Origin of the sequence: Zobellia roscoffensis, from assembly GCF_015330165.1 — a bacterium.
Taxonomy (GTDB): Bacteria; Bacteroidota; Bacteroidia; order Flavobacteriales; family Flavobacteriaceae; genus Zobellia; species Zobellia roscoffensis.
The window spans coordinates 3,822,331-3,844,498 of record NZ_JADDXT010000002.1; the positions used below are offsets into that span (position 1 = coordinate 3,822,331).

General features: G+C 37.6%; 13 protein-coding genes and 1 tRNA gene. 11 read left to right on the forward strand and 3 right to left on the reverse strand.

The window, feature by feature from the left end; translation table 11 throughout:
• The first annotated feature begins 99 nt into the window (after positions 1–99).
• From IWC72_RS15325 to bshB1, 7 genes are all read left to right on the forward strand, one after another.
• Entirely contained in the window at positions 100–3,537 is a 3,438-nt protein-coding gene (locus IWC72_RS15325; protein WP_194530379.1) for a TonB-dependent receptor, read from the forward strand.
• 3 nt (positions 3,538–3,540) lie between these two features.
• Complete coding sequence (locus IWC72_RS15330; protein WP_226968065.1) at positions 3,541–5,211, forward strand: RagB/SusD family nutrient uptake outer membrane protein; 1,671 nt, start codon at positions 3,541–3,543, stop codon at positions 5,209–5,211.
• A gap of 2 nt (positions 5,212–5,213) precedes the next feature.
• Positions 5,214–7,742 (forward strand): alkaline phosphatase D family protein, encoded by a 2,529-nt coding sequence (locus IWC72_RS15335; protein WP_194530380.1) that lies wholly within the window; start codon positions 5,214–5,216, stop codon positions 7,740–7,742.
• Between the two features lie 52 nt (positions 7,743–7,794).
• Positions 7,795–9,357: a sulfatase family protein gene (locus IWC72_RS15340; protein WP_194530381.1), complete on the forward strand. Its 1,563-nt coding sequence runs from the start codon at positions 7,795–7,797 to the stop codon at positions 9,355–9,357.
• 285 nt (positions 9,358–9,642) lie between these two features.
• Positions 9,643–11,052, forward strand: a complete 1,410-nt coding sequence (locus IWC72_RS15345) for an MATE family efflux transporter (RefSeq protein ID WP_194527059.1) — start codon at positions 9,643–9,645, stop codon at positions 11,050–11,052.
• Between the two features lie 40 nt (positions 11,053–11,092).
• The gene (locus tag IWC72_RS15350; protein WP_194530382.1) at positions 11,093–12,268 is read left to right on the forward strand and encodes a trans-sulfuration enzyme family protein; all 1,176 of its coding nucleotides are present in this window, start codon (positions 11,093–11,095) and stop codon (positions 12,266–12,268) included.
• 32 nt (positions 12,269–12,300) lie between these two features.
• Positions 12,301–13,023, forward strand: coding sequence for a bacillithiol biosynthesis deacetylase BshB1 (gene bshB1, locus IWC72_RS15355; protein WP_194530383.1), 723 nt, complete (start codon positions 12,301–12,303; stop codon positions 13,021–13,023).
• Here the strand turns inward: bshB1 and IWC72_RS15360 are convergent.
• A complete protein-coding gene (locus tag IWC72_RS15360; RefSeq protein ID WP_226979591.1) occupies positions 13,020–15,086 on the reverse strand; it encodes a tetratricopeptide repeat-containing sensor histidine kinase in 2,067 nt (688 codons plus the stop codon). The two genes, bshB1 and IWC72_RS15360, sit on opposite strands and share 4 nt — an antisense overlap.
• 275 nt (positions 15,087–15,361) lie before the next feature.
• On the opposite strand from IWC72_RS15360, the gene IWC72_RS15365 reads away from it, so the two are divergent.
• A tRNA-His gene (locus tag IWC72_RS15365) sits at positions 15,362–15,437 on the forward strand.
• A 115-nt stretch (positions 15,438–15,552) separates the two neighbouring features.
• Here IWC72_RS15365 and IWC72_RS15370 read toward each other — a convergent pair.
• Positions 15,553–17,121, reverse strand: a complete 1,569-nt coding sequence (locus IWC72_RS15370) for a M28 family peptidase (protein ID WP_194527063.1) — start codon at positions 17,119–17,121, stop codon at positions 15,553–15,555.
• A gap of 148 nt (positions 17,122–17,269) precedes the next feature.
• Between IWC72_RS15370 and IWC72_RS15375 the strand changes: the two genes are divergently transcribed.
• The gene (locus tag IWC72_RS15375; protein ID WP_226979593.1) at positions 17,270–18,457 is read left to right on the forward strand and encodes an aldose epimerase family protein; all 1,188 of its coding nucleotides are present in this window, start codon (positions 17,270–17,272) and stop codon (positions 18,455–18,457) included.
• Positions 18,458–18,466: 9 nt separating this feature from the next.
• On the opposite strand, the gene IWC72_RS15380 is transcribed toward IWC72_RS15375, so the two are convergent.
• On the reverse strand, positions 18,467–19,327 hold the full coding sequence (locus tag IWC72_RS15380; RefSeq protein ID WP_194527064.1) for an AraC family transcriptional regulator: 861 nt from the start codon (positions 19,325–19,327) through the stop codon (positions 18,467–18,469).
• Positions 19,328–19,470: 143 nt separating this feature from the next.
• On the opposite strand from IWC72_RS15380, the gene IWC72_RS15385 reads away from it, so the two are divergent.
• Both IWC72_RS15385 and IWC72_RS15390 read left to right on the forward strand, forming a co-directional pair.
• A complete protein-coding gene (locus tag IWC72_RS15385; protein ID WP_194527065.1) occupies positions 19,471–20,409 on the forward strand; it encodes a dihydrodipicolinate synthase family protein in 939 nt (312 codons plus the stop codon).
• A gap of 164 nt (positions 20,410–20,573) precedes the next feature.
• Entirely contained in the window at positions 20,574–22,160 is a 1,587-nt protein-coding gene (locus tag IWC72_RS15390; RefSeq protein ID WP_194530385.1) for an aldehyde dehydrogenase (NADP(+)), read from the forward strand.
• Positions 22,161–22,168: the final 8 nt, after the last annotated feature.

Genomic DNA, 22,168 nt, shown 5'->3' on the forward strand with positions numbered 1-22,168 from the left:
GTAATATAGAGTTTAAAAAAAGTCGAGGGTACGCTGCCACGTCCCCCGACCAAAAGTGATTTCAGTCCGAGTAATAACAAACCAAAATCCTTTAAAATTATGGAAAAAAAACCATTGTTTTTCATTCTTATGAAAAACATTCTTAACAAGAATCGCACAGTGAAAATCTCCATTCTAATGTTTGCTTTTGCCTTGTTCAATCTTCATGCGAATTCTTATTCGCAAAATAAGAAGGTTACTATTGAGGCCAGCAACGAGTCTATTGAAAGTATCCTAAAAAAAATAGAGAGGCAGAGTCAATTTCGGTTTTTCTACAAAACGGGGCAATTGAATGTTGCTAAACGAGTGACGCTCAACGTAGAGAAGACACCTATAAAAGATGTATTACACATGGTTTTTGGTGAAGACGTTGTCTACACTATAGTAAAAAACCAGATTGTATTAAAAAACAATGCACAGTACAAAGTTTCAGAAGAAGTTCCAATAAACAAAGAGCTTGATGATCAACAATCAATTAGTGGAATTATAACTGATGAAACTGGTGTACCCTTAGCCGGAGCAAATGTGGTAGAAAAAGGAACCACAAATGGTGTTACGGCAGATTTTGATGGTAATTTTAGTATAGAATTAAGTTCTGAAGATGCTATTTTAGTCGTTTCATATATAGGTTTTGCTACTAAAGAAATACCCGCATCTGGGCAAACAACTTTTAATATTAAGTTAGTAGAAAGTGCAGCAGGACTAGATGAAGTAATAGTAGTAGGTTTTGGTACGCAGAAAAAAGTGAACGTAATTGGTTCTGTTTCTCAAGTATCGTCTAAAGACATAGAAAATAGGCCGGTAACACAAGTATCACAAGCTATTACAGGTCAAATGCCAGGTGTTACGGTAGTACAACGTTCAGGTAGACCGGGTCAGAGTGGTGGAAATATAAACGTTAGAGGGGTTGGTTCTTTTGGAGCTACGCCAGATGCCTTGGTCTTGATAGATGGTATCGCAGGTAGTATGAATGATATTAATCCTGATGATATTAAATCTATTTCTGTTTTGAAAGATGCGTCTTCTGCTGCAATTTATGGTGCACGTTCTGCAAACGGAGTAATTCTTATTACAACAAAAAATGGTGCAGACAATAAATTTTCAATCAATTATAATAGCTATGTCGGTTTCAATGCAGCTACAGAACTTCCTGAATTTGTAGATTCTTGGGAGTATGCAGAAATGTATAATATAGCGTCTGGGAGTAATAGTTTTTCTGCAGAAGATATTGCAAAATATAAAGCCCAAGATGACCCTGATAATTATCCGAACACAAAATTTTTAGAAGACCTTTTTTCTAAGAATGGAGTGCAAACATCGCATACATTAACGCTTAACGGAGGTGATGAAAAGAACAAATATTATGTTTCTGTAGGTATATTGGAGCAAGATGGAATTGTACCTAAAAATAGTTTTAGTAGGTATAATTTTAGAATGAATCTTCAGAATAAGCTTGGGGATAAATTTAGTCTGAACACACGGTTTTTTGGTTCTGTTGAAAAAAGAGAAGAACCACAGGTGACAGGTAATAAAGGGTCTGGGTACCAAAGTGAATCCAATAGGTCTAATGATGCCAGTAATAATGGAGGAAGTTTCGTTAGTCAATTAGTGTCAAATGCGGTACGATACCCCGCTATAGAGTTGGGTCAAGATTCTCAAGGTAATTACGGTATAGGACCAGAAAGTGGTGGAACTCCTGTTGCATGGTTAGCGTCAGATTCTTATTTAGAGAACCCACGTACTAAAGCTGGTGTAAATGTAAAACTAGATTACAAGCCGAATGACAATTTGGTTTTCTCTGCAATAGGTGGGTATAACTTTACTTTACATGAAGAGCGTTCTTACTACGCATCCCAACGTTTAAATGAAACGACTAACTTAGGTCAATCGTATTTAAATCAATATAGCAATAAAGAGATATACAAAACACTACAGTTTACAGGTGAATGGTCTAAAGAAGTAGGGGTGCATGACTTTAGTTTCTTGGGTGGATATTCTTTTGAGAATGAAGAGTTTTCATTTTTTAACGGGTATCGTCAAGATTTTGCTAGTAATGACTATACAGTGTTAGATCTTGGTAGCGCAGAGAATCAACAAACGGCAGGGTTTGATTCAGAATGGGCGTTACAATCTTTCTTTTCTAGATTGAAATATAGTTTTGATGAGCGTTATCTTTTTGAAGCTACACTTAGGTATGACGGCTCATCTAGGTTTCCAAAAAACAATAAATATGCTGTTTTTCCTGCTGCTGCAGTAGGTTGGAGAGCTTCTCAAGAAAGCTTTTTACAAGATGTAAGTTGGTTGTCAAACTTAAAATTTAAAGGTTCTTGGGGTATTTTAGGAAATCAAAATATTGGTAATTACCCGTACCAAACAGTATTGGCTTCAGGGCGTGATTATGCTCTAGGCGGTGGTCTTTCAACAGGGGCTGCGTACTCTAACTATCGTGATGCAAACATAAAATGGGAGTCAACAGAAACTACAGATGTGGGTGTTGAGACTGGTTTTTTTGATGGGAAATTGACTTTTAACGCTACATACTTTAGAAGAAATACTACAGATGTACTTTTTAAACCATCCTCTAGTGTGTCTTCTGTTTTGGGAGTAGGTATTAGTGAAACCAACACTGGAGCTGTTAAGAATACAGGATGGGAGTTTGATTTGGGACACAGAGGTAGTAAAGGCGATTTCAGTTATTCCATTAATGGAAACTTCTCCTTAATTAATAATGAAGTGGTAACTCTAGGTTTGGGTAACGTAGAGCAACCAAATGGTTTTGTAGGTAATGGTTCTGACCTTTTTATTGGGCATCCAATGCAAATGTACTACGGTTATAAGACAGATGGTGTGTTCTTAAATGATGGAGAGGTAACAGGTTGGGCCGATCAGACCGCTGTTAATCCTTCTTCTCAGGCAGGTGATTTTAGGTTTAAAGATATTAGCGGTCCTGATGGTGTACCAGATGGAAAAGTGGATCCTACTTATGATCGTACATATTTAGGTAGTCGTATTCCAAAATACACGTATGGAGCTAATATCAACTTAAATTATAAAAACTTTGATTTTTCCTTATTTCTACAAGGAGTTAGCGGAGTACAAGGTAGGTTAGATAACTATGCAGGATATGCTTTTTTCAATCTAGGTAATATTCAAAGATGGCAGATGGATGGTCGTTTTGACGCTAACAATCCAGTTCGTAACCCTGGTTACCCAAGATTGGAAGTACTTACTAACAGTGGAACGCCAAATACGGCAACTTCTGATTTCTGGGTTATTGATGCCGGCTACCTGAGAGTTAAAAATGTACAATTGGGATATAATTTCCCAGATTCTTTAACGGATCTGATAAGCATTGATAACCTTAGAGTTTATATAGGTGCAGAGAATTTACATACGTTCAACTCGTATAGAGATGGATGGGATCCGGAGATTAACTCTTCAGGGGGCTATTATCCTATTTTAACTACCTACACCTTTGGTTTAAACTTAAAATTTTAGAAGATGACAAACTTTTTATACACATATATAGGTCGCATACCATCCATTGCTCGGTTTGTTGTTTTGGGCATGGCACTAATACTCTTTTCTGGATGTGATGAAGAACTGGAACAGTTTCCGAGTAACGCTTTTGCGAAAGATAATTTTTGGACTTCTGAGTCCAATGCAAATATTGCTTTAACAGGTGCTTACCGCGGCGCTATTGAATACGGGACACAAGTGGTGCCATCAGATTGGTGGACGTATTGTGGAATTGTTTTCATGGAGTTCGCAACGGACAATGCGTATGACCGTAGAGGAGACAACTCTACTCAAAACCGGCTTACGGATGGAACATTGTTGCCCAATAACAATGTAATAAACGGCTATTGGAGCGGTTCCTATAAGAGAATTGCTATATGCAATGATTTCTTAGAGAATGTAGGTAATGTTAATATGGAGCAGGCTAAAATAGATAGAATGAGTGCCGAGGTTCGTTTTTTAAGAGCTTCAACGTATTTTTATATTTCTCAGTTCTGGGGAAGTGCTCCTTTGGTTACTTCTACGTTAACGCCAGAAGAAGCAAATAATGTAGATAAGGTGTCTAAGGCAGAATTAGTTTCTTTTGTAATTGCGGAGCTGCAAGCAGCAGTAGCTGATTTACCATCATTTGGGCAATTGTCTGGTTCAGAAGCAGGTAGGGCAAGTAAACAAGCTGCTTTGGCTTTCTTGGGTAGAATGTACCTTGGAGAAAAGAATTTTACAGAAGCCTCCAAGGTGTACAAAGAAATCATAGATATGGGCGAAAATATCATAGATCCAGATTATGCTTCTCTTTTTACACCGGTTAATGAAGCTAGCAGCGAAAACATTTTCAGCACTCAGTATTTTGGAGGTCAAGCTGGTAACTCTTTACCACAGCATGCGTATCCTGCTGTATCTTCAGGTTGGCATATAGTTAACCCTTTGGGTAGTTTGGCAGATGCGTATGGTTTTGATGACGGTACGCCATTGTCATATGATGACCCTAAGTTTGATTATGATGATATGGGAGCTAATAGAGATCCAAGGTTTAGATATAACCTACTTTGGGATGGTTCTTCGTTTGGAGATAATATTTATGATTGTCACCCGGATCATACAGAGTCTTTGGATCAGTTGACCTATTCTAAACAGGCAACAAGAACAGGATATGGATTAAGAAAGTTCTTTGATGAATCGTTCAGCGGAAATTTAAGATCTGATTATGGCGGAAATATGCCAATTATTAGGTATGCGGAGGTTTTGTTAAGCTATTTAGAGGCGGAGTTAGAAGCGGGTAATCCTATAACACAAGCTTTGTTAGATGAAACTATCAATATGGTTAGAGGTAGAGCATCAGTAGGGCTTCCACCAATAACAGAAACAGACGCAGCAGCACTTCGTCCAATTTTAAGAAATGAAAGAAGAATTGAATTGGCATTGGAAGGTCAGCGCCTTTGGGATATTTTTAGATGGGATATTGGTGATGAGGTTTTAACTGGAGACTTTTGGGGAGCTCCTTTTCCTAATTCAACCTTATACCCAACCACATCAAAGAAAATTGACCCACAATCAAGATGGTACGTGACGACCAAAAATTTCAGGGCAGGAACGGATGATGTTTGGCCTATTCCTGAATCAGAGGTTAACGTTAATCCTAAATTAGGAAACTAAGCATGACCATTAAAAGAAGAAAGTTCATACAAAATTTAGGACTTGCCGTGCCCATGCTGGCAAGTCCTTTTAATCCTATTCTTGCCAAAGAAATGGTGTTTGAGAAAGGGGCATTATTAGATTCTGCTAGCTCTAGTTTTGCAGCGGATTTTAAAAAGTTGAATGATAGGGTATGGATTGGTAGCTCCTTCTGGGCGGTGCCCATGGAAGATTGGGAAATAAAAAACAACAGATTGGAATTTTCCGGTGTAGAAAAGCAGTCAAGGCTACATATCTTAACCCATGTGTTAGGAGAAAATCAAGGTGATTTTGTGTTAAAGAGCAATTTAGGTTTGCTACAGGATAAGGGCAAAAAAGGAGGTGTTGGTTTTTCCGTAGGAATTAAAGATTTCACAGATCCTAAAAGTGTAAAAGCTGCCTGTTATTTTGGTAAAGGTATATCCGTAGGGGTAAATCTAGATAGGGAAATATATATTGATAAGAAGAAAGAAACACTTCCAAAGGAATTCGATTTTAAAAATTTCACCCTTCAACTTAAAGGGCAAAATAAATCAGATGTTACAGAATTGATTCTAGAGGCAACTGATGCCACGGGTAAAACCATCACCTTAAAAAATACTATCAAGGGTAATTTTGATGGATTAGTAGCTTTAGAGAATAAGGGTAGTGAAAAAAAGGAGAGTACTTTTTGGTGGAGTGATGTACAATTGTCTGGAACAAAAGTTCAACATGAACCTGATAACAGTTTTGGTCCTATTTTATGGGCAATGTATACCTTGTCGCAAGGGAATTTAAAGCTTACCGCTCAATTACCGCCTGTAGGAGCCAAAGACTCACAAAAGGTGGAACTGCAGTTTTTGAGGAAAGGGAAATGGGTAAAAGAGACAAAGGTTCAGATAGATCCTGTTTCTTTTACTTCAATTTTTTCTGTTGCTAACTGGGATGCTTCCAAAGATGTAAAATACCGTTTGCGTTACAGTTTGGATAAAGAAAAACATAGTTACGAAGGCGTTATACGTGAAGAACCTACGGATAGAGCTTTAACCTTTGGCGGACTCACATGTCAGCATGCTATGGGGTTTCCGTACCGTCCTTTGGTTGAAAATTTAGATAAGTCCAATCCGGATATGCTCTATTTTTCAGGAGACCAATTGTATGAAGGTAACGGTGGTTATCCTATTAAAAGACAACCGGAAAACAAGGCTATTTTAAATTATTTGGGCAAATGGTATATGTTCGGATGGGCGTTTGGCGATGTTCTAAAAAATAGACCAAGTGTATGTACACCGGATGATCATGATGTGTATCAAGGAAACCTTTGGGGAGAAGGGGGAGAAGGAATCTCATTTGAAGAATGGGAGAAAGTGCGTGATGCCCATGGTGGTTTGGTACAGACTCCCAATTTTGTAAACGTTGTAAATAAAACGCAATGTGGGCATATGCCAGAAGCTTATGATCAGGCTCCGATGAAATCAGATATCAGTACGTGGTATACCCAGTTGGTATATGGAAGAGTGAGCTTTGCCATAGTTAGTGACCGTCTTTTTAAATCAGGTCCAGAAATGGTTAGGGCAGGAGAAGGGAGAATAGATCATTTGACAGCTCCTGCAACACAACAAGAGTTAGATAATGATACCCTCTCGTTTATGGGGCAAAGACAACTCCTCTTTCTTAATAATTGGGTTGGAGATTGGCAAGGAGCTAATATGAAAGTTTTACTTAGTCAGACTTTATTCTCCAACGTAGGAACACATCACGGCCCAACAAAAGAGTTTTTGTATGGCGACCTTGATTCCGGTGGCTGGCCAAAATCTAAACGAGATAAAGTGGTTGAAACAATTAGAAAAGCATGTGCTTTTCATATTAATGGTGATCAGCATTTGCCATTTATGGTCCAATACAGTATTAATGAACCTAGAGATGGAGGTTGGACGTTCTGTACACCAGCTATTTCTACAGGTTATCCTAGATGGGGACAACCAGATTCTGTGAATGTTCCTTTCACGGATAGACCTGAACATGGTTTACCCAATACGGGATGTTACCGAGATGGTTTTGGAAATGACAATTACATCTATGCCGTTGGTAATCCTACGGATGACTTTGAAGAAGAATTTGATCGTTACCAGAAAGCACAGAAGAAAGCTTCCGGTTATGGTATAGTTACTTTTGATACTACGGAGCGAACAATAAAAATGGAAGCTATCCGCTTTCTGGCAAATTTGGATGTTGATTCTAAGGAGAATACCTATCCTGGATGGCCATTAACTATTCAACAATCGGATAATGACGGAAGAAGACCTATTGGTTACCTTCCAAAATTAGAGATAGAGTCGGCTGATCAGGTATTAAAAATCATAAAGGAAGATACCAAAGAGCTAATACATGCTATGCGGATTAAAGGAAACACTTATACACCTTCAGTTTACGAATTAGGCAAGTATACCGTGCTTATAGGGGAAGGGGCAACAGAAAAAACCATAAGTGGTATAGAAATAACCATTGATCCTAAAAAGGTAATTTCTATTTAAGCGAAAAGGAATAAATTTGAGAGTAGATTAATTTATAAATACAAAACAGTTCATGACAAGTTTAAGGAAGTATTTTTTGAGTGGCGCCACCTTATTGCTGGTGTTATCCGGCTGTAAGTCAAAGGAAGAAAAAAAGGAGGTAAAAGACGAAAGTCCAAAGCAACCGAATATCGTTTTTATTTACATGGATGATTTAGGTTATGGAGATCTCAGTTCGTATGGAGCAACCGAATTGAGTACGCCCAATATTGATGCCTTGGCGGAAGGTGGTGTTCAATTTACCAATGGTTATGCTACTTCGGCCACTTGTACACCTAGCCGGTATGCTATCCTTACAGGTAGATATCCTTGGAGAAATAAAGATGCAAAAATACTTCCGGGAACAGCTCCGTTAATTATCAGCACAGATCAGCTTACCGTACCTAAAGTGCTAAAAGAAAAAGGCTATGCCACAGGTATAGTTGGTAAATGGCACTTAGGCTTAGGAAGTGGAAATGTAAATTGGAACGAGAGAGTATCTCCTGGACCTAACGAAGTTGGTTTTGATTATTCTTATATCCTTGCCGCAACTCAAGATAGGGTTCCTACCGTGTATATAGATAATGGTAATGTAGATGGCTTAGACCCCAATGATCCTATAGAAGTAAATTACAAGAAAAACTTTGAAGGAGAACCAACTGGTTTGGATAATCCGGAGTTGACAACTATGAAATGGCATCACGGTCATAATAATAGTATTGTAAACGGAATTCCACGTATTGGTTACATGAAAGGTGGTGAAGCTGCTAAATGGAAGGATGTTGATATGGCGGATCACTTTTTAGAGAAAGCACAAGCTTATGTAACGGACCATAAAAATGAACCTTTCTTCTTGTACTATGCTTTACAGCAACCACATGTACCGCGTACGCCACATCCAAGATTTGCAGGTAAATCAGGTATGGGTCCTCGTGGCGATGTTATTCTTGAGGCGGATTGGGTTGTAGGTGAATTCATGAAGACGTTAGAGACACAAGGTTTATTAGAAAATACACTTATCGTATTCTCTAGTGATAACGGTCCCGTTGTAAATGATGGGTATTATGATGATTCTGAAGAGAAACTTGGTAAGCATACGCCAGCAGGTGTTCTACGAGGTGGTAAATACAGTTTGTTCGAAGCGGGTACTCGTGTACCTTTTATTACCTATTGGAAAGGGAAAATTGCACCGGGTAAATCAGATGCTTTGGTTTGTCAGGTAGATTTATTGACTTCAATGGCTGCTTTAGCGGGTAGTGATAAAAAAGGTGAGGATAGTGAGAACTTTTTGGATACCTTTTTGGGTAAAACAGATAAGGGTAGAACAGAATTGGTTTTAGAAGCAGGTTCTAGAACTGCCTTAAGAAAAGGAGACTGGGCAATGATTCCGCCGTACAAAGGTTCAGCTGTAAATACTCAAGTTAATATTGAATTGGGTAATGACAGTGAGTACCAATTGTATAATGTAAAAGAAGATTTGAGCCAGACCAAAAACGTGGCAAAAGAAAACCCAGAAAAATTACAGGAATTGATTGCAGATTATGAGGCCATAAGAGGTACATCTGATGTTGAAATCAAGGAGTTGGAATTGAAATAGGGAAATGTTGAGGTGTGCTGTTTCTAACACCTTATAAGCATTAAATTATACGAACCGTTTTAAGTATGATAAGTGTTCATTTTGAGCCTATTATACTTAGGGCGGTTTTGTTTTTTCTTCTTTTTAGATAAACTAAGCCACTTTTTTTCGCATCTTTGCTGTATCATGAAGTTATAAAAATATTTTTCCATACAGATGTCGTTAGGTTTTTGCCTAGAAATCAATCGAGCCTTCTTCGTTCGGTTTTGACATACTTCTCTTTTTATCAACATAACTTCATTTCAAATGCCACATTTAAATAGAATCACTTTTAAAAGACTGTTTCAGTACTTTATAGTTGCCGTTACGGGTAAAGAAACAGAGTTTACGACCGGAAGCATCCGCAAGGCTATATTTATGCTTTCCATCCCCATGATTTTGGAGATGATGATGGAATCCATTTTTGCTATTGTAGATATTGCTTATGTCTCACAAGTAAGCGTAAATGCTGTAGCTACCATTGGTTTAACCGAATCTGTAGTCACTTTGGTTTATGCAGTCGCCATAGGGCTTAGTATGGCCGCAACTGCTATTGTAGCCAGAAGAATAGGAGCAAAAGATGTAAAGGGCGCTCAAGAAGCCGCAGTTCAAGCAATTGCTTTAGGGGTCTTGGTCTCTATAGTAGTAGGTGTCTTTGGATTTTTATATGCTGAAGATATACTTGCGCTAATGGGAGCAGAACCCGATTTAATTGCTGAAGGTTACGGATACACTCAGCTTTTGTTAGGAGGCAATATTACTATCCTATTGCTGTTTTTGATCAATGCCATTTTTAGAGGAGCTGGTGATGCTTCCGTGGCTATGTGGGCATTGGTTCTATCCAACGGACTCAATATTATTCTTGATCCTATTTTTATTTTCGGATGGGGGCCAATTCCTGAATACGGAGTAATGGGCGCTGCTATTGCTACAAATATAGGTAGAGGAACAGCTGTTTTGTTTCAATTGGCCGTTTTGTTTTTTGGATGGAGCCGAATACAAATTGGGTTTAAGGATATGGTTATTCGTTTTAGCGTAATGTTTAATCTGATTAAGGTTTCACTAGGGGGAATCGCGCAATTTTTAATAGGTACTTCTAGCTGGGTGTTTTTAATGCGTATGATGTCAGAATTTGGTAGTGAAGTGTTGGCGGGTTATACGATAGCTATCCGGGTTATGCTGTTTACCTTAATGCCATCTTGGGGTATGAGTAACGCAGCGGCTACTTTAGTAGGACAAAACCTTGGAGCTCAACAACCGGAACGAGCGGAAACTTCGGTTTGGAAAACAGGCAAATACAATGCCTATTTTATGGGTCTTGTTTCATTGATATATTTCTTTTTTGCCTATGATATCGTAGGGTGGTTCAATACCAATCCCGTTGTGGTGGAAAATGGAGGGTTATGTCTTCAGATTATTGCCGTAGGGTATATATTTTACGCTTATGGTATGGTCGTAACCCAAGCTTTTAATGGTGCGGGAGATACAGGTACCCCAACAAAAATTAATCTTATTGCTTTTTGGCTGTTTCAATTACCATTTGCTTATCTAGCGGCTATCACCTTTAAAATGGGAGCAATGGGTGTCTTTATAGCCATTACCGCTGCTGAGGTGTTGTTGGCGGTAATTTCTATGGTTTGGTTTAAAAAAGGCAATTGGAAAAAGGTGAGTGTCTAATACTCTTTTTGTAACTTTATCTTTCTAAATTTCGGAAAATATGCATCAGAAGAAAATAGGGCTGAATACAATTTGTACCCATGTGGGCGAAGTTAAAGATGAACAATTTAAAGGAGCCATTTCTCCTCTTTACATGAGCAGTTCATACGCTTTTGAAGATGTAGAAGTAAAAAGGTACCCAAGATACTTTAACACACCCAATCAAGAAGCCTTGTGTAGAAAGATTGCAGCTTTGGAACATACTGAGGCTGGTTTAATTTTTGGTAGCGGTATGGCCGCTATTACTACTTCTCTAATGGCTTTTTTAAGGGCGGGAGATCATATTGTTCTGCAGCAGGTTTTATACGGAGGTACGTATAATTTGGTAGTTGAAGAGTTTGAGAAATTTGGTATTGAATATTCTTTTACCGAGGGCTGGCGTTCAGAAGATTTTGAGAAAAAAATTAGGTCCAATACTAAGGTTATATATATTGAGACGCCTTCTAATCCGTTGCTAACGATTACCAATTTAGATGCTATTGCAAAACTAGCTAAGAAACACAATCTAGTTTCCATGATAGACAATACCTTTGCTAGTCCGGTAAATCAAAACCCTATAGATTTTGGTATAGATGTGGTTATTCATAGTGCTACAAAATATATGGGAGGTCACTCAGATATTTTAGCTGGTGCTGTTGCATCATCCGAAGAAAATATCAATCGTATTTTTGGTTTGGCAAAGAATTTTGGAGGAAGCTTAAGTGATTATACTGTTTGGCTTTTGGAAAGAAGTTTAAAGACCATGGGAATACGGGTGAAGGCACAAAATGAGAATGCCCAGCATATGGCGGAATATCTTCATGAGAACAAAGCTGTGAATAAAGTGTATTACCCAGGTTTAGAGAACCACCCTGATCATGAGCTGGCAAAATCTCAAATGCATGGTTTTGGTGGCATGATGTCATTTGAATTGCATGAAGAGTATGATGCGGCGCAGTTCCAAAAAGAATTACAACTCATAAAACCTTCTATGAGCTTAGCGGGTGTAGAAAGCACTGTACTTTCCCCAACCAAAACATCTCATGCGCTTTTAAGCTCTGAAGAAAGGGAAAAACAGGGTATTTTAGATGGATTGATCCGTTTTTCTGTGGGTATAGAAGATACAGAAGATTTAATAGCGGATATAGAACAAGCACTGAAAAAAGTAAGGTTAGGTAAAGAAGTAACGACTAGTTAATTCATACTCCATATAATATTGAAAAACACAAAATGAAATTAGATATATTAGCTTTTGGCGCCCACCCGGATGATGTTGAACTTGGCGCCGGGGCTACCATTGCCAAAGCAATTGCCAAGGGCAAAAAAGTAGGGATAATAGATTTGACCCGTGGTGAACTCGGTACAAGAGGATCGGCGGAAATTAGAGATAGGGAAGCTGCCGCTGCCGCTAAAATATTAGGAGTATCGGCTAGGGAGAACCTAGGCTTTGCAGATGGTTTCTTTGTAAACGATAAAGAACATCAATTAGAAATCATTAAAATGGTACGAAAATACCAACCAGATATGGTTTTGTGTAATGCCATAGATGACCGTCATATTGACCATGGTAAAGGAAGTAAATTGGTTAGTGATGCCTGTTTTTTAAGCGGATTGGTGAAAATTGAGACACAGTTAGATGGTGAAAGAACAAACCAAGGGCAATGGAGACCAAAAGTAGTATATCATTATATTCAATGGAAAAATATAAAGCCTGATTTTGTTGTTGATGTTTCAGAATTTATAAAAAAGAAGACAGAAGCAATATTGGCATATTCGTCACAATTTCATGACCCTGCGAGTAAAGAGCCAGAAACACCAATAAGTAGTAAAACCTTTATTGAAAGCGTAAATTACAGAGCTAAGGATTTAGGAAGATTGGTAGGAGTGGAGTATGCAGAAGGCTTTACAACCGAACGCTTTGTAGCAGTAAAAAATATTGACGACCTAATTTAAGCCGTTCGTTGGTATTTATTTTTAGCCTTGGGTAAGGTAAAGTGAAAAGTACTCCCTTTCCTATAAAGGCTCTCTACCCAGATTTTACCGTCATTTTTCTCTATCATTTCTTTACATAATGAGAGACCTAAACCTGTGCCTTTTTCATTATTGGTGCCATAGGTTGTTAAGGTGGAGTTTTCTAAAAAGAGTTTTTCAATCGTTTTTTCGGTCATACCAACACCAGTATCTCTAATGGAAACTTGCCATTGTTGTTTTCTTTCAATAGCTGTAATGGTAACCATACCATTCTCAGGTGTAAATTTAAGAGCATTACTTATAAGGTTACGAACCACAATATCTATTTGGTTGCTATCTGACCAAGTAAGTGTTTTGGCTTCTAAATGATTTACAAGACGTATAGATTTGATTTTTGCTATCTCAGAGAGTAAATCAATATTATCTTTAACTACTGTTTCCAGCGCAACGACTTCTGGTCTAGTAACTGCACCATTCATTTGAGTCTGCCCCCAAGTTAATAGATTGTTTAAAGTAAAGGATATGTGGTCTATATCATGTGAAAGTTTGGGCATGAATCCCATAAATTCATTTTGCTCTATCTCACCATCCTTAAATAATTTTAGTAACCCCTGGAAAGCGGCAATAGGTCCACGAAGGTCATGACCAATGATAGAAAAAAGTTTGTCTTTAGTACGGTTTATTTCATGTAAGGCAAGTTCATTTTGCTCTAAATCCTCTGTTTTCTTCTGAAGTTCTAAGTTTAAGTTTTTTTGGATTTTTTCACTTCTACCTACTAGTAAAGTGACTACAATAAAAATTAAAAGAATACCTAAGGCTACATTAACGTAAGCCCTTTGCATATCTAGTTGCTTGTTGTTTTCCTCAATAAGGTCTGCCTTTTGCTTTTCATGCTCCATTTTGGTTTTTAGCATGGTTAAGCTCTTTTTGTTTTCATTACGAGATAAAGTATCTGATAATGACTGAAATATCTCATGGTACTTTAAGGCTTCTGTATAATCCTCTTTATTCTTGTTGATTTTATATAGGGTTTTAGCACATTGTTGAGAGCCCTCCATATCTTTAATACCCTTAGAAATAGCAAAGGCATCTAAGGCATACATTTCAGATATACTATCTTTTCCTATTCCTAAATAGGCTTGAGACATACCGTTTAGCAATTCTATTTTGCCACGCTCATCTTGTATTTTTTCATGAAGCATTTCGCTTTGCCTATACCAATATAAGGCCCATTCATTTTTACCTCCTTTTAAATAAGCTTTGCCCTTAATAGAATAAGCATACGCTAGCCATTCCATTATTTTGTTTTTTTCAAAAATAGCAATAGCGGCATTGGCATTGTACATAGCATATTCTAGTTCGCCCATATCGGCATAAAGAGAGGCTATGTTACTCATTGTTTCGGCGGAGTATATCTCATTACCAATTTCTTCATTGATCTTTTTTACTTTTTTGTAAAATTCTAGTGCTTGAACATAGTCTTTTTGGGAAGCATATAGGTTGGCTACATTTTCATTGAGTATGGATAACATCTTCTTATTGTCCATTTCATTTGCAATGTCTATTCCTTCTAAATAATAGATTAACGCTTTTGCATAGTTGCCTATGTAAGCAAATTCAGAAGCAAGGTAATTTTGTGCCGACAATACTGTTGTTGAAGATTTTGATAATTTACCAACGGAAAGTGCATTTTTAAAATAGAGTATACTTTTTTTATGACTTCCTTTATCTGAGTAATAAAGACCTATTCCAATCAAGGCAAAACTTTCCCCTGTTCTATAATTAGTGGATTTGCTGTAGTCTAGGGCAAGTTGTGAGAGTTGTAGAAGGCTATCTGCCTTATAATACCTTAATTCATAGGCTAAGTCATTTAGCAAGTCTATGTGCGTAGTATCTTTAGCAGAAAAATTGGGAGTGTTTCTTAATTCTTTAATTCTAGTTTCTAAACTATCCTTTGTCTCATGCTGTGCCCTTATTTGTGTTGTACATAAAACTAGTATACCAAAAAGGAAAAAGCCTATTTGAGGTAATGGGTTGGAAATCAAAGAATTTTTTTTGCCAAAAAGCATTATAAAAATTAATTATTCATCTAATGTATCTACATGATGTAGATATCTCTAATAATTGTTGTGAAACGCTAAAAATTGTGTGTTTTAGCGTGTGTATGTTGCACTTTGTCGATGATTTTTAGTTTTTTCTTGATCTTTAGGTATTCATTATCAACCTGTTCTAAGAGGTAATATAACCAAGTGTAAAAATAACAGAAGTTTTATTTTGAAAGATTACATGAAAAAAAGTATCTTTGCAACCGCTTACAAATGGTGGTTGTAGCTCAGCTGGTTAGAGCGCTTGATTGTGGTTCAAGAGGTCGCCGGTTCGAAACCGGTCTTCCACCCCGAAATAAAAAGCCTTGTCTTAATTGATAGGGCTTTTTTGGTTTTCAATATTACTGAATTTATGGCACAAAAAAACCTGCCGTTTCGGGCAGGTTTTTTCCAAAGTGTTTTAACTTTATTTAGCTGCTTTATCAACCACAATACGGTCTTTTCTATTCGCAACTTCCCAAGCGGTATAGAAAACTAAACGCGTACGGTTTTCTAAAAGGTCATAATTAATTTTATCCGGTGTATCTCCCGGTCTGTGGTAATCATCATGCGTACCATTAAAGTAGAAGATGATCGGAATATTGTTCTTTGCAAAATTGTAGTGATCACTTCTATAGTAAAAACGGTTAGGGTCGTTTTCATCATTATAGGTGTAATCCAATTCAATATTGGTGTATTTGGTATTGACCTCCTCAGATAGTTCGTGTAAATCGGTACTTAGTTTATCGGAACCTATCAAATAAATATAGTTTCGATCACCCGTACGTTTGGGGTCAATTCTACCTATCATATCAATATTAAGGTTGGCTACTGTATTTTCCAATGGAAAGATAGGATCGATATCCGCATAGTATTGAGAACCTAGTAGTCCTTTTTCTTCACCGGTAACATGTAAAAAAACAATGGAACGTTTGGGACCTTGCCCGGCATCCGCCGCTTTTTTAAAGGCTTGGGCAATTTCTAAAAGGCTAACTGTACCGGAACCATCATCATCGGCCCCATTATTGATTTCGCCATCTGCGGTAATACCAATATGATCTAAATGAGATGAGATAACCAAATATTCATTGGGCTTTTCAGAACCTTTTAGAACGGCAACTACATTTTCGGACTGAATACCGTCATTTTCGCTTCTCACATTTATGTCGAGTTTTTTAGCTATTTTTTTCGGTTTGTCGTCAGATTGAATTCCTGGTAATATAGCCTTCGCAAGTTTAGCATTGATCAAGAAATTAAAAAATTGGTCGGCTTCATCCTTTGCCAATTCCATTCTACCGCTATCATTATTTTTCATCCACTGAAATCTACTTTTAAAGCGAGAAAAGTTAGTTTCGTCATAATAAAGAATGCCCTTAGCACCTTTTGAAGTAGCTAATTCTAAACGCTTGCCCAAGGATTCGGACATATTACTCCAGATAGATTTTTTTGAAGTTCCGGATAACAAGTAGTTTCCATTGGAATCCAGAGGTTCACCGGACTTTACCAAAACCACTTTTCCATTGACGTCAATATTCTTGTAATCTGAATAATCTCCTTCTTCAATACCGTAACCAGCATAAATAATAGTATTAAAAGTCCCTTGTGCTTTTGAAAACGTCAAGAAATTTTCTCCCAAAGCGTACTCTGTGCCATCAATAGTAAGAGAACCGATAGGCAGCTCGCTGACTTCAAGTGGTACTTCTTGGTAGTAATTACCGTTCTTTTGAGCAGCTGGGATCCCCAGTTTTTCATATGCTGCTTTTAAATATTCAACCGCTTTTTTCTGTCCGGGTTTACCTGTTTCCCTACCTTCAAATTCATCTGAGGCATAGGTGTACAAGTGTTCTTTTAGTTCACTTTCGGTTATAGTCTCGGCGAAAGTTTCTGGGGTTTGAGCAGATTTAGTAGCTACAGTTTTATTTCCATCGGAAACAGTGGTTTGCGATGAATTACAGGCCATAGCCAATCCTATGCTAAGGATTATGAGTTTTTTCATGTTGTATGAGTTATGCTTTCATAAAGTTTCCAAAAATAATGAAAACAAATAGAACCGGTCTCTTGCTAGATAATATTTAGTACGCAGGTCCATTACTTTTTTAATTAAATTGCTCAAGGTTTTATCAAATCTAGATATCTTTATTATTATGAAAATTATAAAACTACTAATCGCTTGTAGCCTTGCCAGTACTATAAGCATTTCTTGTAATCAAAAGAAAAAAGAAAAAATGACCGAATCCGTTTTAGAAACACCAAGAGCTAAATATGAGCAAAATATTAACGCAGCAGATTTTACTAGAACTATTGAAGGAGATTCTGTAAAGTTCTACGTTCTAACTAATGCCAATGGTATGGAGGTTACTTTTACAAATTACGGTCAGCGTTTAGTCTCCTTATATGTGCCGGATAGAGATGGTAAGTTTGATGATGTGGTTTTGGGTTTTGATAATTTGGAGGATTATAGAGCAAAAAAGAACTTTTTTGGCGCAGTAATAGGTAGATACGGAAATCGTATAGCAAAAGGAAAATTTACTTTAGATAATAAAACCTATGATTTAGCTATTAATAATAATGAAAACCACCTTCATGGAGGTTTGGTTGGTTTTGAGAGCGTAGTTTGGAAGGTTGATGACCATACGGATAACAGTATTAGTTTTAGCCGTGTTTCACCAGATATGGAAGAAGGATATCCCGGTAATTTAGATGTTAAGGTGAGTTATATACTTACGGATGATAATGCACTACAAATTAATTATGAGGCAAGAACGGATAAGCCAACCTATGTAAACCTGACCAATCATTCTTTTTTTAACCTGAAAGGTGAAGGCGAGGGAACTGTAAACGACCATATAGTAATATTGAACGCAGATAAGTTCACGCCTGTGGATAGTGGATTGATTCCTACTGGAGAATTGATGAATGTAGCAGGGACTCCGTTTGATTTTAGAACTCCAAAAGCTATAGGAAAAGATATTGAAGTTGATTTTGACCAGCTGAAGTTAGGAAATGGATATGACCATAACTTTGTTCTTAATGAAGTGCCTAAAAACCGTGAGGGCTTAACATTTGCAGCTAAGGTAGTGGAGCCCAATAGTGGGCGCACATTAGAGGTATACACTTCTGAACCTGGGGTTCAGTTTTATGGAGGCAACTTTTTGAACGGATCGGATTTAGGTAAAAGTGGAAAACCTTATGTTCGTAGAGGCTCTTTTTGTTTGGAAACACAACATTTTCCTGACTCTCCCAATCATCCTGAATTTCCGAGTACGCGCTTAGAACCAGGAGAAACATATATTTCTTATTGTACATATAAGTTTGGTGTTACAGAAAACTAGAGTGTGTCTTTAAGTAGGTTTTATTCCTTTTTGCTGAGCAACAAACCTAGAAGGAATCACATTTTTTAGTTTTTTGAATTGTCGATTGAAGTTGGAAATGGAAGTAAACCCAGATTGTTCCGAAATTTCCAGAATTGAAAGTTGGTCTGCTTCTCGGTTTAGGAGCTGGCAGGCATGTTCAATACGAAGCTCAATCAAAAATTGAAAAAACGTCTTGTTTGTGTGCTGTTTAAAAAATTTGCAAAAAGCATTGGGTGTCATGTGTACTTGGCTAGAAGCCATATTTAAATCTATCTCGTTTTGAAAGTGGGTTACCACATAATCAAAAATAGTTCGCATACGTTCACCTTGTGAGCTTCCAATTTTTTTAGGGTAGACAAAGTTCGTCAAGGTCTTTTTATCAGCATTAATCAAATTTTTCAGCAATTGAATAAAACAAATAAAACGGTCTAGTTTTTCTAAACTAGGAAGCGTTATCATGGCTTTGTGAATGGCATCCCTATTCCCTAGTACTTTAAACCCTTCTTTTGATGCATTTATAAATGCCTGTAATTCTTCTAGGTCGGGCAGGGCAAAAAACGATTCTCCAAAAGTGGTTTCTGTAAAAAATATAGAAATTTTATGAGCCATATCATCCAATCTGTCATTTTTGAATAAGTGAGGACTATGTGATCCAATTACAAAAAAATCTCCATCTTTAAAAGGGTGAACACTATCACCAATAATCAGTTTCCCCGTTGCCTTTACAATTAATGTAAGTTGTATTTCTGCATGTTGGTGCAGTTTATTGTAGAACACAAATTCGCGGTCTACTTGTACAATTAGATTCTGGTGTAAAGGTTTCGGTACCTGAAACGGATGTACTTTCATAGAATTAAATAAGAGTATTTAATACAGTTTTTGGTATTGTTGAATATTAAATGGATAATATAGTCTAATTTTTTGATAAAATTATCTAATTCTACATCATGAAAGCTATTTAATTTTGAATGATATAATTAAAAGGCAATCACATGAAATTTGAATGGAAAGGCGTTATGCCAGCGGTAACCACAAAATTTAATCCGGACGATACACTGGATTTGAAAATGTTCAAAACCAATATAGAAGCTCAAATAGAAGCAGGGGTTCACGGTATTGTTTTGGGAGGTTCTCTAGGCGAGGCGAGTACGTTAACGGCAGAGGAAAAAATCATTTTGATTAAAGAAACCATTACAATCGTTGACGGCAAGATTCCTGTAATTATGACCATTGCTGAACAGGCTACAAAAGTGGCGCTTCAAGCGGTAAAAGATGCAGAAGAGAGTGGTGCGGACGGATTAATGATTCTTCCACCAATGCGCTACAAATCTACCGATATAGAGACTGTTGAATATTTTAAGGAAATAGCGGGGAGTACAGAACTTCCTATTATGATTTACAATAACCCCATAGATTATAAAATAGAGGTTACCGTTGGTATGTTCAAAGAATTAATGCAGTTAAAAAATATAACTGCCGTAAAAGAGTCAACTAGAGATATAATTAATATTGGACGTTTACGAAATAAATTTGGCTCGGACCTTAGTATTTTAACGGGTGTAGACCCTTTGGCTTTAGAAAGTCTTCTTATTGGAGCTGATGGTTGGGTAGCGGGTCTAGTTTGCGCTTTTCCTGCAGAAACTGTTGCTATTTATGAATTGGCTAAAGCGGGTTATACCAAGGAAGCTACTGAAATTTACCGTTGGTTTCTGCCTTTATTGGAGCTGGATATAAGTCCACAGTTGGTACAGAATATTAAATTAGCAGAGGTAGCTACAGGTATAGGCACGGAAACTGTAAGAAAACCAAGACTTCCATTACAGGGAGATGAACGAGAAAGAGTTTTAAAAGTAATTGAAAAGGGTTTGAAAAGCAGACCCCAATTGCCTGATTATAAAAACTTAACTATTGTAAATAAACAATTGGTTTAGTGCTATAATCTTATTCACCTTCTGAAGGTACAGTCATAAAATAGGTTAGTAAAAAGAGGTGTTATCGTTGTTTAAATAAGTAAAAGTCTTTCTATCAAATTCTTGGTGCTTAGTACCAAATATAGTAGCTTCATACCCATTGTTAAGAGTTGAAATATCAAACTATGATTACAGGAAAAAATTATATAGGAAATGAACTTTCGTCAAGTGGAATGGAAACATATAAAACCTTTGATCCAAAATTAAACTTGGAGACCGAATGGACTTTTCATGAAGCCACAAAAGAAGAAATAGATGGTGCTGTTAGTAAGGCGAGTGAAGCTTTCCAAAGCTACAAAACATTTTCAGGCGAAAAAAAAGCTGAATTTTTAGAAGCAATTGCCGAAGAAATAGAGGCTTTAGGCGATGAAGTTATACAGGTCTATTGCAAGGAATCCGGCTTACCGGAGGGCAGAGCAATTGGTGAACGTGGCCGTACTATGGGGCAGCTAAGGGCGTTTGCTCAATTGTTAAAGGAAGGTTCTTGGGTTGAAGCTACAATTGATACCGCTCAACCGGATAGGAAACCTTTACCCAAAATTGATTTACGTAAAATGTTACTTCCTATTGGCCCTATTGCGGTTTTTGGTTCTAGTAACTTTCCATTTGCATTCTCTACCGCCGGTGGTGATACGGCCAGTGCATTGGCATCAGGTTGTCCGGTAATTGTAAAAAGTCACCCTATGCACGCTGCTACTGGGGAACTCATTTCTTCAGCGGTAATTAAAGCGGCAGAACGTACAAATATGCCAGATGGTGTTTTTTCAAATTTAAACAGCAGTGGTATTGAAGTAGGTCAGCAATTGGTACTGCACCCAAAAATTAAAGGTGTTGGTTTTACGGGTAGTATTAAAGGAGGAACGGCACTTTATAAATTGGCAAATGAACGTAAGGAACCTATTCCTGTTTTTGCGGAAATGGGAAGTATTAACCCTGTTCTTGCTCTGCCTTCCGCTTTGCGAGAAAAAGGACTAGATTGGGCCAAACAATATGCGGGTTCAGTTATGTTGGGTGCGGGTCAGTTTTGTACCAATCCAGGGTTGATATTGGGGATAAAGAGCACTTCGCTAGATGTGTTTATTAATGCCTTAGGCGAGGAAATAGATAAATTGGAGCCTACATGTATGCTACACCCTAATATTCATAGCAATTATGAAAAAGGGAAGAAAGAGATGTCTTCCCAAGGCGGTACGGATGTGGTTGCGGAATATGAGAAGTCTGTTGCCCCAAATTATGCACAGCAGAAGGTTTTGACAGTAAATGGAACCAATTTTTTGAAAAACCCCAAATTACATCAAGAAGTGTTCGGTCCTTTTTCTGTTGTGGTAAGATGTGCCGATGCAAAGGAATTGACGGAAATCCTAAATCGCTTAGAGGGGCAATTAACGGGAACTGTGCTCGGTAATGCAGACGAATTAAAATTGTACCGTACGGCAGTAAACGCTTTGCAAGGTAGAGTAGGACGTATAATTTTTAACGGAGTGCCTACAGGGGTAGAGGTCTGCCCTTCTATGCAACACGGTGGGCCGTTTCCGGCCAGCACGGATAGTCGGTTTACTTCGGTTGGAGTTTCTGCGGTTAAGCGCTGGGTGCGACCGGTTTCTTTCCAGAACTGGCCTCAGGAAGCATTACCGGAGGCGTTACAAAATGAGAATCCACTTTCTATAATGCGAATTGTAGACAGCGAGCATACAAGTAAAAAAATAGAATAAAACTATAG